The sequence below is a fragment of the Geomobilimonas luticola genome, from assembly GCF_018476905.1.
GTDB classification, from domain to species: Bacteria; Desulfobacterota; Desulfuromonadia; order Geobacterales; family Geobacteraceae; genus Geomobilimonas; species Geomobilimonas luticola.
In genome coordinates, this window is record NZ_JAHCVK010000001.1 from 1,210,233 (window position 1) to 1,223,071 (window position 12,839).

General features: G+C 49.4%; 19 protein-coding genes. 13 read left to right on the forward strand and 6 right to left on the reverse strand.

The window, feature by feature from the left end; translation table 11 throughout:
- Nucleotides 1-134: 134 nt before the first annotated feature.
- The 6 genes from KI810_RS05695 to KI810_RS05720 form a co-directional block, all read right to left on the reverse strand.
- Nucleotides 135-329 carry a ferredoxin gene (locus KI810_RS05695; RefSeq protein WP_214174482.1) on the reverse strand — a complete coding sequence of 65 codons (195 nt, stop codon included), beginning with the start codon at nucleotides 327-329 and terminating at the stop codon, nucleotides 135-137.
- Nucleotides 330-400: 71 nt separating this feature from the next.
- Nucleotides 401-1,033: a DUF6448 family protein gene (locus KI810_RS05700; protein WP_214174483.1), complete on the reverse strand. Its 633-nt coding sequence runs from the start codon at nucleotides 1,031-1,033 to the stop codon at nucleotides 401-403.
- A gap of 34 nt (nucleotides 1,034-1,067) precedes the next feature.
- Nucleotides 1,068-1,670, reverse strand: a complete 603-nt coding sequence (locus KI810_RS05705) for a TetR/AcrR family transcriptional regulator (RefSeq protein WP_214174484.1) — start codon at nucleotides 1,668-1,670, stop codon at nucleotides 1,068-1,070.
- A gap of 477 nt (nucleotides 1,671-2,147) precedes the next feature.
- On the reverse strand, nucleotides 2,148-2,837 hold the full coding sequence (locus KI810_RS05710; RefSeq protein ID WP_214174485.1) for a hypothetical protein: 690 nt from the start codon (nucleotides 2,835-2,837) through the stop codon (nucleotides 2,148-2,150).
- Between the two features lie 6 nt (nucleotides 2,838-2,843).
- Nucleotides 2,844-3,347, reverse strand: coding sequence for a PIN domain-containing protein (locus KI810_RS05715; protein ID WP_214174486.1), 504 nt, complete (start codon nucleotides 3,345-3,347; stop codon nucleotides 2,844-2,846).
- Nucleotides 3,344-4,408, reverse strand: a complete 1,065-nt coding sequence (locus KI810_RS05720; protein WP_214174487.1) for an ImmA/IrrE family metallo-endopeptidase — start codon at nucleotides 4,406-4,408, stop codon at nucleotides 3,344-3,346. The genes KI810_RS05715 and KI810_RS05720 overlap by 4 nt, the downstream gene beginning before the upstream one ends.
- Nucleotides 4,409-4,981: 573 nt before the next feature.
- Here KI810_RS05720 and KI810_RS05725 point away from each other — a divergent pair.
- The 13 genes from KI810_RS05725 (at nucleotide 4,982) to KI810_RS05785 (ending at nucleotide 12,836) form a co-directional block, all read left to right on the forward strand.
- A complete protein-coding gene (locus tag KI810_RS05725; protein WP_214174488.1) occupies nucleotides 4,982-5,788 on the forward strand; it encodes a DNA/RNA non-specific endonuclease in 807 nt (268 codons plus the stop codon).
- The gene (locus KI810_RS05730) at nucleotides 5,785-6,039 is read left to right on the forward strand and encodes a hypothetical protein (RefSeq protein ID WP_214174489.1); all 255 of its coding nucleotides are present in this window, start codon (nucleotides 5,785-5,787) and stop codon (nucleotides 6,037-6,039) included. Before KI810_RS05725 ends, KI810_RS05730 begins: the two co-directional genes overlap by 4 nt.
- Before the next feature lie 19 nt (nucleotides 6,040-6,058).
- Nucleotides 6,059-6,343 carry a YheU family protein gene (locus tag KI810_RS05735; RefSeq protein WP_214174490.1) on the forward strand — a complete coding sequence of 95 codons (285 nt, stop codon included), beginning with the start codon at nucleotides 6,059-6,061 and terminating at the stop codon, nucleotides 6,341-6,343.
- An 8-nt stretch (nucleotides 6,344-6,351) separates the two neighbouring features.
- Complete coding sequence (gene xseA / locus KI810_RS05740) at nucleotides 6,352-7,932, forward strand: exodeoxyribonuclease VII large subunit (RefSeq protein ID WP_214174491.1); 1,581 nt, start codon at nucleotides 6,352-6,354, stop codon at nucleotides 7,930-7,932.
- Nucleotides 7,925-8,131 carry an exodeoxyribonuclease VII small subunit gene (gene xseB, locus KI810_RS05745; protein WP_012468324.1) on the forward strand — a complete coding sequence of 69 codons (207 nt, stop codon included), beginning with the start codon at nucleotides 7,925-7,927 and terminating at the stop codon, nucleotides 8,129-8,131. The genes xseA and xseB overlap by 8 nt, the downstream gene beginning before the upstream one ends.
- Before the next feature lie 21 nt (nucleotides 8,132-8,152).
- Nucleotides 8,153-8,428 carry an integration host factor subunit alpha gene (locus tag KI810_RS05750; protein WP_214174492.1) on the forward strand — a complete coding sequence of 92 codons (276 nt, stop codon included), beginning with the start codon at nucleotides 8,153-8,155 and terminating at the stop codon, nucleotides 8,426-8,428.
- A 288-nt stretch (nucleotides 8,429-8,716) separates the two neighbouring features.
- Entirely contained in the window at nucleotides 8,717-9,652 is a 936-nt protein-coding gene (locus KI810_RS05755) for a 3'-5' exonuclease (RefSeq protein WP_246525161.1), read from the forward strand.
- Between the two features lie 20 nt (nucleotides 9,653-9,672).
- Nucleotides 9,673-10,266 carry a GNAT family N-acetyltransferase gene (locus KI810_RS05760; RefSeq protein WP_214174493.1) on the forward strand — a complete coding sequence of 198 codons (594 nt, stop codon included), beginning with the start codon at nucleotides 9,673-9,675 and terminating at the stop codon, nucleotides 10,264-10,266.
- Nucleotides 10,263-10,433, forward strand: coding sequence for a hypothetical protein (locus KI810_RS05765; RefSeq protein WP_214174494.1), 171 nt, complete (start codon nucleotides 10,263-10,265; stop codon nucleotides 10,431-10,433). The genes KI810_RS05760 and KI810_RS05765 overlap by 4 nt, the downstream gene beginning before the upstream one ends.
- On the forward strand, nucleotides 10,430-11,200 hold the full coding sequence (locus KI810_RS05770; RefSeq protein WP_214174495.1) for a SagB/ThcOx family dehydrogenase: 771 nt from the start codon (nucleotides 10,430-10,432) through the stop codon (nucleotides 11,198-11,200). The genes KI810_RS05765 and KI810_RS05770 overlap by 4 nt, the downstream gene beginning before the upstream one ends.
- Nucleotides 11,197-11,814, forward strand: coding sequence for a LysE family translocator (locus KI810_RS05775; protein ID WP_214174496.1), 618 nt, complete (start codon nucleotides 11,197-11,199; stop codon nucleotides 11,812-11,814). The genes KI810_RS05770 and KI810_RS05775 overlap by 4 nt, the downstream gene beginning before the upstream one ends.
- A gap of 12 nt (nucleotides 11,815-11,826) precedes the next feature.
- Nucleotides 11,827-12,576, forward strand: coding sequence for an alpha/beta hydrolase (locus tag KI810_RS05780; protein ID WP_214174497.1), 750 nt, complete (start codon nucleotides 11,827-11,829; stop codon nucleotides 12,574-12,576).
- A complete protein-coding gene (locus KI810_RS05785; RefSeq protein WP_214174498.1) occupies nucleotides 12,573-12,836 on the forward strand; it encodes a GIY-YIG nuclease family protein in 264 nt (87 codons plus the stop codon). The genes KI810_RS05780 and KI810_RS05785 overlap by 4 nt, the downstream gene beginning before the upstream one ends.
- The last annotated feature ends 3 nt before the right edge of the window (nucleotides 12,837-12,839 follow it).

Below are 12,839 nucleotides of genomic sequence, written 5' to 3' on the forward strand. Positions count from 1 at the left end.
AGGCTGCTGGGGTGGGTCAATTTGGACGCCGATTCAGGCTATAGGTGGGTCATTTTTGCATGCCGATTCACACATACTGGCAGATGGTACATTGCCAACTCTTCATATTTTCTCCTTTGGCTACGATTTACACTTCACTCTTCCCAATGGATACACGATACAGGGCATATATCGATGGCATTGGCCTGGATTTCATCCTCGGTTGCAGCAGAGGAATCGAAACATTCCGCCTTGCCGCTATCATCAAAACGGAAGACATCGGGAAGGTTGTCAACACATAGTCCGCAACTGATACATTCAGCCTGATCAACCCATGCTTTTTTTGCCATTGTCGTCTCCTTGTGCTTGTGTCAGTTTTTCTTTCAAAATAATTATCTCAAACCAACTGCATGGTGCATGATCAATGGCCATGCTCGTGTTTTTGAATCTCATGCTTTTTGTGGGCAGCCTCCCCATGATGCGCCGCATGTCCCTCCGCAACCATCTGCAAGCGCTCCACGTAATGGGTATACTCGACGTAGGTCTCCACGTATTCTCGACCTTTCTGTACGCTCTCATCCTTGTGCTTGAGCGCTTCAGCCACCTTCTCGTATCTCTGGCGAATACCTTGGTTGACCGAATCGGTCACCATCTTTACCAAACTGTCGGGAGAGCCTCCGGCCAACGCTTTGTCCGCCTCGGCGATAACCGGCTCCACTTCGCCTGCGGGCTTCAGCCCTGTGAAGGGTGCGCCTTCGCCAGCACGATGGATTCTTACCAGTGATTCGAAAAACTTCTTCTCCGCGGCTGGCTGTTGTTTCTTACCTTGTGCGGCGAGTGCTTTCTTGAATGCATCTTTCACAATTTTCTCATCCTTGACCTGTATCCACTTGAGAACCGGTGTGACATCTTTAGTATCCAAAGCCTTGCGGGCATCCTGAACAACCGGGCCATCCATGGTGTCGCAATGGGCCGCGGCAAACCGTGGAGTCAGCAGACCTAAGCAGGCAACAAAAACAACCATGAGTCCGACAACTTTGTTAATCAGTTTCATTTTAATTTCCTCCTGTTATGGTGTGTTGATAATTTCAATCTTTGTGAGTTACTGCTCTTGCAAAGTTCTTCCAAAGCCCCTCCGCATCATCGGTCAGTTTCGGTGAAAAATTATTCATCAACCACCACGTGACAGCAAAGTGGATAGTGCCTATGAACATGCTGGTGATTGCCTGAGAGTCCATTTCAGTGTCAAGAACGCCAATCCTCTGTCCTTGTTCAACTATTTGCTTGATACCTTGGAAATACATTAAGATAGTGTTTTTCACCCTTGCTCGAAGATTTTCATTTGCCACAATTGTTTCTTCTGAGAAAATTGTTCTTGGTATACCGACATTCCCTTCTATGTACTTAAGGTGGCGTTTAAATGTGATTTCTAGTTTTTGTAGAGGGGCACTAACTTCTACCACGGCAGCCAGTATCGCTACCAAGTCGCTCCCGATCTTGTCGATTACCGATTTGATTATTTCTTCCTTGTTTCGAAAATGCCGATAAAGGTTCCCTTCGGAGATGCCTGCCGCAGAGGCGATCTCAACCGTAGTAGCACCGTTTATCCCCTTCTGCCCTATAACCTGTAAGGCTGCCTCGGTTATCTGCTTCTGTCTGACCTCAGTTGTTTCCCGCATTCTTTTAGCCACTTAAACCTCGCTTGCAAGTGCGCGCTCACTTTAGATTATCACAAAAAATAACAGCTGCAAGTGCATATTTCACGTCAATAAATTCAATATATTTTGCCATGACAACTAAATGAATTAATATCGATTCGTGAATAAAGGCCCGAGCGATGGCTGTGTACATTTGCCGGACAGATGGGTATTTCTGAAATAACCGGAGGATCACCTTATGGTGCGTCAACCATTACTGGCGGTCAAGGTGAACGGATGCCGAGTGATAACGAACTTGCAGGTGCGCGTTTTCAAGGAGCGCATGTCGCTGGTATCGCAAAGAAACTGGCCTGATGGGTAGTTAATGCTGACAAGACTGTCTCCTCTTAAAGAGGAGGCAGCCTTGTCAGTAAGTTATGTTGGTCAAGTTGATCAGAAATGATTGGAGCGAAAAATAACTAGCTGGATGGAGCTGGAAAGCTTTACACTCCGTAGGAAAGTAACAGTCTACTATTTTAAGAGTTGTGGTATTTGCACCGCTACGAATTTATTAGCCATTAATGCAAATTGGTCCCAGCCAATGACGATGGTTATTATTGAGCCTACAAATCCAACCAAGGTCACAAAAGTTGAAATGAATTTGAAAATGATATTGCCTGTCAAACGATCAATAACTGGTTCTTTAATAACTCCAAGCCAAAATGCTGCGTAGAGTGGGCTTGAAATCAATAGCTGCACTCCTTCACGGAACCAAATAATGGGGTTCTTCAATTTCTTCCTGTTGAATTCCTCAATTTCTTCTATGGAGCCAATATGTCGAATGATTACTTCTTGAATCGTTGCAGCATATTGATCTGCTAATCTTCTCAGTGCATATGAGTCACTGAGAGCATTTCTGAGTTCAGGAAGCATGTTCAAGATTATCGGGTAATTTGTGTACTGGAAATTAGCAAATGGTGGCTTGTATGCAGCCATGATACCCGCTGAACCCAACTGGTTTTGCATTTTATTTGACTTGAGAGTAAGCCAGCTATAGGCACCCCCATCACTGCCATTGCTTGATAGATACGTCTTTAATTTATCGAGGAACTCAATTGCGAATGTTTTTATGTCTGAAAGGTGTTTGCAATAATGATTCACCCGCAGGAAACCGATTATGCAGATGCATATTATTGCGGATGCAAGATACAATCTATCCATTGTCATCTATCCCTTGCCAACTTTGCCACATTTTAAAAGGTGGTAAAGCCTGTCTAGCTCTTTTAGTGGAAGCCTACGACCTACGGATAGCCACATAGTGAGCCATCTGCAAAGTTCAGTTGGTTGTACCAAGCCTCTCCGGTGAGCCTCCTCAACGACCCAGATAGCGCCTTTGAATTCAATCCCTGCCTCTTGACACTTATCTCGAAGAGGGCGATCTCCAGCAAAGACTATGCGATTCGTGTTTGCAGCGTAGCAAAAGGTAAGCTTGTCCTGAAGACTCAATAGTTTTGCCTGTAGAGAATTAGCTTCTTTCAGCAGGTCATCTGAGACTGGAATCACTGAAATCCCAGACTGTTTGATAGATGCTACCAAGCCAGGCTGACTTTCATGTTCGCATTCCATGAGTACCAGATCGAGCACTTCACAGGTTCCCAACTTGGGCAGGACATCAATTCCATCAACAAAACCCAAGTCAATGAGGATGCTTGCATCGGAAATGAGGATCAAGCAAACGCCTCCCCATCAATCCATTTGAGAAGATCTTTCCGGATATCCATAATCGGCCTGCCAAGAATCTCCGCGGCCCTCGAAGAAGATATCTTTTCATCAGCAAGGGCTTGGAAGGCAAGTCGTTCAAGGCGTGAAGGGATGCTTGGCTTCTCCAGACGTACACCTTCATCGTTTTTGCCATATTTATCTATCAGTTTACCCATCTGTTGGCCTCGCTGTTTTGAGGAAATAATGCCTGCCTGTTCAGCGCGGAACAAAACGGTCTTCATGCTTACATAGTATCGTTTCTTGATGTACTGAAGGACAGGTTCTGGTATCCAGCGGTTCTGGTAAAAGCCGAGTTCTTCCTCTATAACGGCTCTAGGAAGAATGACTGCGCCGGCAACCGCATCTGCAAACTTCTCTCTCGGATCTTTTCCTTTAACTGTTGATGCGGTCGGTCTACGGTATTCCATTCGGTGATAAATCAGATGGACAAGTTCGTGGATGGCCGTGAAGTATTGCCGTTCTGTTGCATGTTCTGCATTGACAATAATTACTCCCCCCAGTTCTTCTGTGTATGCTGAGAACCCTGATACCTGCTGAGGCAGAGGGCATTGAATTATCTTGATACCCCTGTCTTCAAGTAATGCGAGCACGTCACCCAAAGGTCCATTCTCTACTCCGAGCCAGTTTCTGATTCGTTCAGCATGGGTATCAATCGCATCTAGGGCCTGGTCTGGAACTTTCCGGGATTCTGGCAATACTGGTTCAGCGCCGACAATCTGTTCGATTGCCGCATAGTCTTCTACCTTTTGGGTGAGAATATGCCGTAAGTCCTGGGAAAGAGCTGAAGGCATGTCAGCCCTGAATAACAATACCGGTTCAGCGCCAGGTTCACTTTCGATAAACAGGCTAAGTGAAACACCAAGAGCTTTTGCCAAGCGGCCAAGTTGCTCAACTGATGGCTTCCTGTCTCCGGATTCCCACACGGCAATAGTCTGACGCGTTACACCAACCTTTTCGCCCAGTGTGTCCTGCGTCATTCCTGCCAGCTCTCTAAGCTCTCGCAAGATCATGGCGCTACCTACCTTTCCGTAAAAACGGCTGCATTTCATGTCTACCATAGTTAACATTATAGCTAAAAATACTCATTTGACAATATGTAAAATGTTAAGTAATATGGTCGCAATAAAAAAGGCCGCGAGGGTTGGGGAACCCTGTGGCCTTCCGCAAGTCCGGTATCGGTCACCGGACTGCTCGTATGAGGAGTGGTCGCACACTCTCTGATGAACTATTATCAGAGCTTTAGCCAAAATACAAGCAAGGATAAAGCTGCCCGGGAAAGGAAGGTGTATTCCAATGGCTGGAAAATCCATCAAAATTGGCAGAGATGCCAAAACCGGGCAGTTTATTCCGGTAAAAGTGGCCATAAAGCGGCCGAGCACAACGGTTATCGAAACCATTAAGAAGTAGTGCTCAACATCAGGAGGGGGAAATTCCCCCCTCCTGAGTCTTTTTCTAATGTATGAACAAGGTTGCTACTCGTAACGCAAGGCCATCACGAGTGGCAATGTTGCTCTTTTCCAGCTCTCTCCTTGTAAAATCACACGTGAATTGATAGAGTTACGCCTTCTTTTGGAGGTTTGCAGATGTGCATCAAAAGATTTATTCTTGTAGGACTGACAATATCCAGTCTTCTGTTGTCCGTTACAGGAATGGCGGCTCAAACAGGGTGCCCAGATCACTTCGCCAACGGTATAGCCCCTGACGTCATCAATCAAAATCTCACCACAAAAACGCGTGAAATCTGCTATTCGGGTTTTGCGGTCAAGCATTCCGGCGTGACCAGGACGCCGCTCTATGCAGCTGAGCACTTGACGCGAGAGTGGATTTTGCAAGGTAAAGGTCTAAAACGGCAGAGCAAGTTCCACCCCGACGAGAATATCCCGCGTTCGGAACGAGCTAAACTGCATCATTATGCCAGATCTGACTATGACCGTGGCCATGTAGCACCATCTGCTGACATGTTCGACATTAAATCACAGTATGAATGCTTTTCCTTGGCGAATATGGTTCCCCAGATACCCGAAAATAACCGCGGGCCATGGGGGGGCATAGAATCTGCTGTGCGGATGATGGCGAAGAGGTCAGGCGATCTGTATGTAGTGACTGGCCCAATTTTTCAGGGTGGCGAGGTTCAACAAATCGGTGGCGCCGTAATGGTCCCTACAAAATTGTTCAAAGCTGTGTACGACCCACTGAGAAAAGAAGCCGGTGCATACCTTATTGACAACGATGCTGATGCCCAACCCCAAAAAATCTCGATAACAGAGTTAGAAAAAGTGGCGGGTATCAGTATTTTCCCGTCAGTTGAAGAAAATGTGAAATCAAGACTCATGCGTCTTCCTAATCCCAGATCATTTAAAGATCGTAAACGTAAAGGAGGGCGAGTGTGAACAATAAAATTATCAACCCATTCAAGAACGAAAGTGAATGCCTTCAGATAGGCTCCCTTACTGTTGAGAATCGTATTGACCGGGTGTCCATCTATGGCAGCATAGATATTACTCGGGATAAAGAGGGGTTGGCTGTTGCGCGAGAACTGAAGAGTATTTTGGATCTGACCCTGACGGAACTGGAAAGCGCCGAGCTACCTGACAAAGTGACACAGAAACCGGCCAAGATCGTTAAGAACCCCTTTGAGTAGGCAGATCACAGTATGGAGCATGGAATTGCCGAAATCCATTGAAGTGACGATCGAACCTGATGATAACAACCCCCATCAACTTCAACCCGAACATGACGAGGATGGGGTAGATGTACCTTGGGACAGCATCAACCCGGAAACACTTCGCAACCTGATTTCCGAATTCGTCACCCGGGAGTGGCCAGACACGGAATACTCCCTCGAAATCAAAATTGATCAAGTGCTGAAGCAACTCCGCACCGGGCAGGCGAAAATTGCGTTCGACCTGGTATCCAAGACATGTAACATCATTCCGAGCAGGTGACCGCATCGATGGAGAAACGATTCTTTCCCCTCTCCGCTATCACAAAGCGGATCAATGAACTGCTGGAACCTGCCATCAGTAAGCAGTTCTGGGTCAAGGCAGAGATATCCACTGGCCGGGAACGAGGTGGAGCTTTTTACTGTGATCTGGTTGAAACGGATGCAAGCGGAAAAATCGTCGCAAAGATAGCCTGCACCATCTGGCAGAGAGAACTTTCCACCATAAAGGAGTTGTTCAAGACCAGGAATATGGATTTTGTGCTGACAAACGGCACGGTGGTCGGCTTTCTCTGTTCTCTTCAGTTTAGTCCCCAGTATGGCTTGTCCCTCAGAGTCATTGATGCCGATCCATCGATTGCTTTGGGCGAAATGGAGCTGAAAAAGAGGGAGATTATCGAGCGCCTGCAAAAGGAAGGGCTGTTCGAGACGAACAAGGAACGCTTCGTACCGATCCTTCCGATAAGGCTCGGCCTGATTACCAGTTCCGGGAGCGCGGCATACAATGACTTCATCCAGACCCTCACGGCGTCAGGCTACGGCTTCAAGATCTACCTGGCTGATGCTATGGTCCAGGGGGATCAGACAGAGAAATCGGTACTTCGAGCCTTGGATGCCCTTACCGGACTCGATGTCGACCTTGTGTTTATCATCCGGGGCGGTGGCAGCAAGACGGATCTCTACTTCCTGGACAATGAGGCCATTGCCAGGAAAATTGCCGGATACCCCAAGCCGGTGTGGACCGGTATCGGCCACGAAATCGATACGAGTATCCTGGACTATATCGCCAACCGCTCTTTCAAGACGCCGACGGCGGCAGCAGAGGAGTTGGTGGCCCGCTTTGTCCAGATGCGCCGGCAATTGGACGAGGCAACCAACACCTTGAAGACCGTCTGGGCCTACCGGTTGAAAATCGACCAGGACTATCTGGCAAGGGCGGTGACCGGCATCCAGCAGGGGCCGAGAAAGCTGCTTGATGTGACAGCAAGCAATTTGAGGGAGCAGGCACAAGAACTGCGTGCCCGAGTGCAGCGACGGTTGTCAACTGAACAGATTGGAATAGGGAGAAGAAGGGAAAAATTACGTTCTCTCCCGCTGACATTGACCAAAAATCACATGGAGCGCCTGGCAGCAAAACGGCAAGAACTCTCATCGGGAGTAACTCACTGTCTTACCCGAACAGGAGAGACTCTGTCCGGACTGAAGCAACGCTTTGAAAAGGAGCGCTTTTTGCGGCGCCTGGCAGTTGAGCGTGAGCGCAACGAGAAAAACCGGCAGCAATTGAAAGCCCGGTTCTTTTCGGTATTCAAAATGAAATCAATGCTTCTCGCGAATATCAAGGGTCGGCTCAAGCAAGAGCGGGTTTTGCAGAGGATTGCTTTGGCTCGTACCAGCCTGAATGACAAAATGGCCACCCTGAAAGCTATTGACCCGCAGACTGTTCTGAAGCGTGGCTTTGCCCTTGTCTACAGCCAACAGGGCACTCTTGTCAGATCCATTGCTGATGTCGCTGAAAAGCAGATAATTCAAACCCGCTTAGCTGATGGTTCTCTGATCAGCGAAGTTACTGCAAAGGAGATAAACCATGAGTGACACTACCGAACCTACTTATGAGCAGAAAGTTGAAAAGCTGGACGAGATCCTGACCAAGCTTGACAATTCAGAGACCCCCATCGACAAACTTGCAGAAGATGTCAAGGAAGGAACCCGGTTAATCAGGGAACTGGACAAAAAGCTCAAGCAGGTCGAGACTGAAGTGCTTGATGCCTTTAAGGAACTGGAAAGCGACTGATATTAATAAAGGACACAGCAAATGACCAAAGCAGATATTGTTGAAAAAATCCATACCAACACAGGTATGACCCAGAAGGAGTCAGCTGAAATGGTGGAGGCAGTCTTTTCCATCATGAAATCGACCCTTGAAACCGGCGAGACTTTGAAAATCTCTGGCTTCGGCAGTTTTGTGGTGAAGCAGAAAAACGAACGGCGGGGCCGTAATCCTCAGACTGGCGAAACGATCACCATTGAGGCGCGTCGTATATTAACCTTTAAACCAAGCACTGTGCTGCGCGATGCAATCAACAAGTAGAGATTGCAATCTCAGCGAGGACGTGACCTCATGAAGTTTGGTATTCGTACACCATCGCTGACGAAACGGATAGCCGCACGGACATCACTGAAGAGATACGTCCGGCAGTCGTTGGGGCTCAAAGCTCCGAGAGGATGGGGGTGGCTGACGAATCCCAAGAAGGCAGCCTATAACAGAGTCTACAATCGAACGTCTGTAGGTTGCCTGATTCCGTTGACAGTAATTTTCGTAATTATTTCCCTTGCGGTATTCGCTATGGCAAAGATTCGATAAGTGTAGAGGTAAGAGTTGGAAAAACCCTGCAAAGACATACCGATGAACTCCCTTGAAGCTGAGATTGCAGTTACTTCCCTTAATGCGACTGGCGATTACAAGGTGTTGCGCAGAATGAACCTGAGCCAGGACAACCGTTTCGCCGGCAAGGTTATAGCCAATCCCAGGATCGGTCTCTGCCTCGACACGGAAACAACCGGGTTGAACCCTGCTTGCGACAAGATAATTGAGCTTGGGATCGTGGCTTTTCAGTATGACCCGCTTACAGCAGGAATAATAAAGATCATCGACCGATATGCCGGATTTGAAGACCCTGGATTTCCTCTTTCAGCCGAAACAACGGCGATTACCGGCATCACTGATGAGATGGTGTCTGGCCAGTCCTTCGATAACGCCCAAGTATGCCGGCTCGCCGATCAGGCAAGCCTGGTAATTGCCCACAATGCCGCGTTTGACCGCAAGTTCGTCGAAGCGCGATTTCCGGTCTTCTCAAAAGTGCCCTGGGGCTGTTCCATGACTCAGGTCGACTGGCAGGCAGAAAGGATTTCCACCCGGGTTCTGGAATACCTATTGTTCAAGTTCGGCTGGTTTATCAATGCCCATCGCGCCTTGGACGATGCTGAAGGACTGCTCGGTATTCTCCTGGAATCTCTTCCTGTCAGTGGTACCCCAATATTCAAGGTGCTGTTGGAGAGATATGATGAGGTCACCGCGAAAGTCTGCGCGGTAGGTGCCCCCTATGAGAAGAAGGACGTACTGAAACAGAGAGGGTACCGCTGGAATGACGGAGCGCAAGGTGGCTGCAAGGCATGGTGGACAAGTGTTCCCGGTGATATGGAAAGAGAAGAACTTACCTGGCTTGCCAACGAGGTTTATCCTCGTGGCATAACGGACAGCGTGGAGATAACCAGAGTCGACGCACTTGATCGCTTCTCAATTCGGGAGAGATAATATTTTATGTGGAATGTCTCATGGCGATAACCGAGCAAATATTGACTGGTTCAGCCGTTGACGACTGCCTCAACGATATAGCATCACTTCGAATCGAGATTTTTAGAGAATTCCCCTACCTGTACGATGGCCGCCGCGAGGACGAACTCCACTATCTGAAGCTTTACTCCCTAACCCCTGATTCATTCGTGATCATCGTCAAAGAGGGGGAAAAGGTCGCAGGAGCGGCCACCGGGATGCCGCTGCGACATGAGGCAACGGAACTGGTCGAACCGTTCAGCGGCACATCCTATCCTGTCGAAGAGATCTTCTATGTGGGTGAACTGCTTTTTTATCCCGAACATCGCAATCGAGGTATGGGGATGCAGATAGTGCGAATGATCGAGGAGCATGTTCGTTCCTACAGTACGTACCGGTACCTGACCTGTGCCACTGTGGTAAGGCCTGACAACCACCCGCTGCGTCCGTCAGACCATATCCCCATTGACAGGTTTCTCGTACACACCGGTTTCAACCTCCTGCCCGGAATAACGACGAGCTTCACCTGGCTGGAAACGGATGGTGTCAGGCGCTCCCACCCCATGAACTTCTGGATCAAGGAGTTGCAGGTATGATCTGGCAATTGTGGCGTCAGGACGATAACGGCGGCAGGTACCTGGTCGGGACGTACGGCACGAAGGAAGCGGCCCAAGAGAAGATAACGGAACTGACCAGGTGTCACCATAAGCAGACCTACTGGGTCAGTGAAGCAATAGAAGCTATAACAGGTTCTGAATCATGAGAAAGCCGACGATAACCACAGAAAGCGGCAGGTACTTCCTGACAGACCGGATCAGGGAAGAGGTCAATTTCTATTGCACCCCGCAGTCTGAAGGGGTCGATCCGCCTCCAGTCCAGAAACCGGCGCAACCGGGCAGCCGGATCATCCCTCTACCACCCCGGCATGAATGGCCGATTAAGGCGTATGACCTGCAGACAGCAATCTCCGATCGTGAGAGCCACCGCCGCTTTACGGGCGAGCTCCTTTCCCTCGATGAATTGGCCTTTCTTCTCTGGGCTACCCAGGGTGTTCGTGCTGTGGTCCACGAAGCGGCAGTTCTGCGCACTGTCCCTTCAGCTGGTTGCCGTCACCCCTTTGAGACCTACCTTGGTGTGCTCAGGGTAGCCGGTCTCAACCCGGGCCTGTACCGCTACCTCCCTCTTGATCACGCTCTGGTGCATGAACGGGATCTCCCGAACCTGCCGGCCTATCTCACCGCCGCCTGCCGCGGTCAGGCATTTGCCGGGCAAGCAACCGTAACCTTCATCTGGACTGCGGTAATGGCTCGCACCGAGTGGCGCTACGCCGAGGCATCCTACAAAGTCATCGCCCTCGATGCCGGCCATGTTTGCCAGAACCTGTACCTGGCCTGCGAAGCGATCGGCTGCGGCACCTGTGCCATCGCTGCCTATAATCAGGGTCTGGCAGATGAACTGGTTGCCGTCGATGGTAATGAGGAATTCACCGTCTATATCGCTCCGGTCGGTAAGGTTCCCTTACAGCCGTGATAGATTTTCTGACTATCGGTATCATATTAGGCCTCTCAGCAGGCTTTGCTCCGGGGCCGCTTCTGACACTGGTTATCTCTGAATCCCTGCAACACGGCGTTAGGTCGGGGATCAAGGTTGCTCTTGCGCCGATTATCAGCGATCTGCCGATAATTCTTTTGACACTCTTTATCGCTTCAAAACTGTCCGGCTTCCAGTACGGGTTGGGTATCATCTCACTGGTAGGAGGTATATTTATTCTCTATACCGGGTACAACTGCATGCGCACGAAACCGGTAAAAGTGTCAATTCTGACTGAACCACCGAGGTCTCTATTGAAGGGTGTTGTGGTAAACGTTCTGAATCCTCATCCCTACCTTTTCTGGATCAGTGTCGGCGCACCAACCATGGGCAAAGCCCTCAAAGTTGGTATCATGGGGGTCACTGCGTTCCTTATGGCCTTCTATATGATGCTGGTAGGCTCAAAAATCATGCTGGCTATAGCTGTCGGTAAATCAAGGTCGTTTTTGAGTGGAAAGGTTTATCTATATACTCTTCGTTTTCTCGGATTGCTGTTATGTGTTTTTGCGTTCGTTCTTTTCCGTGATGGCGCTAGACTGTTGGGACTGATGTAGGAGTGCATACGTATGACCGACCCGATTCTTGATCATCCAACCCTCACGGCACGCTACTTCTACCCCTGGCCGAACCAGTTTGACGATCCTTTCTTCGTGCAGGGGGATGGTTTTCGTCTGGGGTGTCACTATCGGCACATCTCGGATGACCTGCCGACGATTATCCATTTCCACGGGAACGGAGAGACCGTAGCAGACTACCTTGGCGACTTCGAAGATCGGATCGCTGGCTTGGGGGCCAATCTGCTACTGGCAGAGTACCGGGGCTACGGGATGTCCGACGGCGAACCGGGACTGGCAGCCATGCTGGACGATGTCCGACTGATCACGGAGGCCAGCGGAGTGCCGCCGGAGAAAATCATCTTCTTCGGGAGGTCCCTGGGGTCGCTCTACGCGGTCCATGGTGTGTCCCTTTACCCAAAAGCCGCCGGTCTCATCGTGGAAAGCGGCCTGGCAGAGCCGCTGGAAAGAATTTTGGTCCGGATCGAACCGCATCATGTTGGTGCTACCATGGATTCACTCAAGGAATCGGTGGCCCGTCATCTCAACCAGAAGCGGAAGATCGCCTCGTTTCGGGGACGGCTGCTGATCCTGCATACTCAGAACGACGATCTGGTTAGCGTTTCACATGCCGAGAATCTTTACGAATGGGCGCAGGAGCCGAAAGAATTGCTGATTTTCGAGCGGGGGGACCACAACAATATCATGGCGGTGAATTCGGAATCATATTTCAGAGCGATAGCGAAATTCCTCAGCGCATGAACTGGTGCGTCTATGTCATCCTCTGTTCCGATAACACTCTCTACACAGGGATCACCACTGATATTGAGCGCCGGCTCCGGCAACATGCCTCTGGGATTGGCGCTAAATACTTCCGGGGACGGCAACCATTACGGGTTATGTATCTTGAAAATGGCCACAGCCGATCTTCTGCTTCCAGGAGAGAATCTCAAATCAAGACCATGGACAGGGCTGACAAAATGCAGTTGGTAGGGGGTTTAAATTCAGCCGCTTCTTTCTGAAAT

Coding starts and splice junctions, on each gene's coding strand:
- xseA (WP_214174491.1), top strand. CDS start 6,352: ATGGAGAAACGATTCTTTCCCCTCTCCGCTATCACAAAGCGGATCAAT.
- KI810_RS05780 (WP_214174497.1), top strand. CDS start 11,827: ATGACCGACCCGATTCTTGATCATCCAACCCTCACGGCACGCTACTTC.
- KI810_RS05750 (WP_214174492.1), top strand. CDS start 8,153: ATGACCAAAGCAGATATTGTTGAAAAAATCCATACCAACACAGGTATG.
- KI810_RS05725 (WP_214174488.1), top strand. CDS start 4,982: ATGTGCATCAAAAGATTTATTCTTGTAGGACTGACAATATCCAGTCTT.
- KI810_RS05785 (WP_214174498.1), top strand. CDS start 12,573: ATGAACTGGTGCGTCTATGTCATCCTCTGTTCCGATAACACTCTCTAC.
- KI810_RS05720 (WP_214174487.1), bottom strand. CDS start 4,408: ATGATCTTGCGAGAGCTTAGAGAGCTGGCAGGAATGACGCAGGACACA.
- KI810_RS05695 (WP_214174482.1), bottom strand. CDS start 329: ATGGCAAAAAAAGCATGGGTTGATCAGGCTGAATGTATCAGTTGCGGA.
- xseB (WP_012468324.1), top strand. CDS start 7,925: ATGAGTGACACTACCGAACCTACTTATGAGCAGAAAGTTGAAAAGCTG.
- KI810_RS05765 (WP_214174494.1), top strand. CDS start 10,263: ATGATCTGGCAATTGTGGCGTCAGGACGATAACGGCGGCAGGTACCTG.
- KI810_RS05760 (WP_214174493.1), top strand. CDS start 9,673: ATGGCGATAACCGAGCAAATATTGACTGGTTCAGCCGTTGACGACTGC.
- KI810_RS05700 (WP_214174483.1), bottom strand. CDS start 1,033: ATGAAACTGATTAACAAAGTTGTCGGACTCATGGTTGTTTTTGTTGCC.
- KI810_RS05710 (WP_214174485.1), bottom strand. CDS start 2,837: ATGGATAGATTGTATCTTGCATCCGCAATAATATGCATCTGCATAATC.
- KI810_RS05770 (WP_214174495.1), top strand. CDS start 10,430: ATGAGAAAGCCGACGATAACCACAGAAAGCGGCAGGTACTTCCTGACA.
- KI810_RS05735 (WP_214174490.1), top strand. CDS start 6,059: ATGGAATTGCCGAAATCCATTGAAGTGACGATCGAACCTGATGATAAC.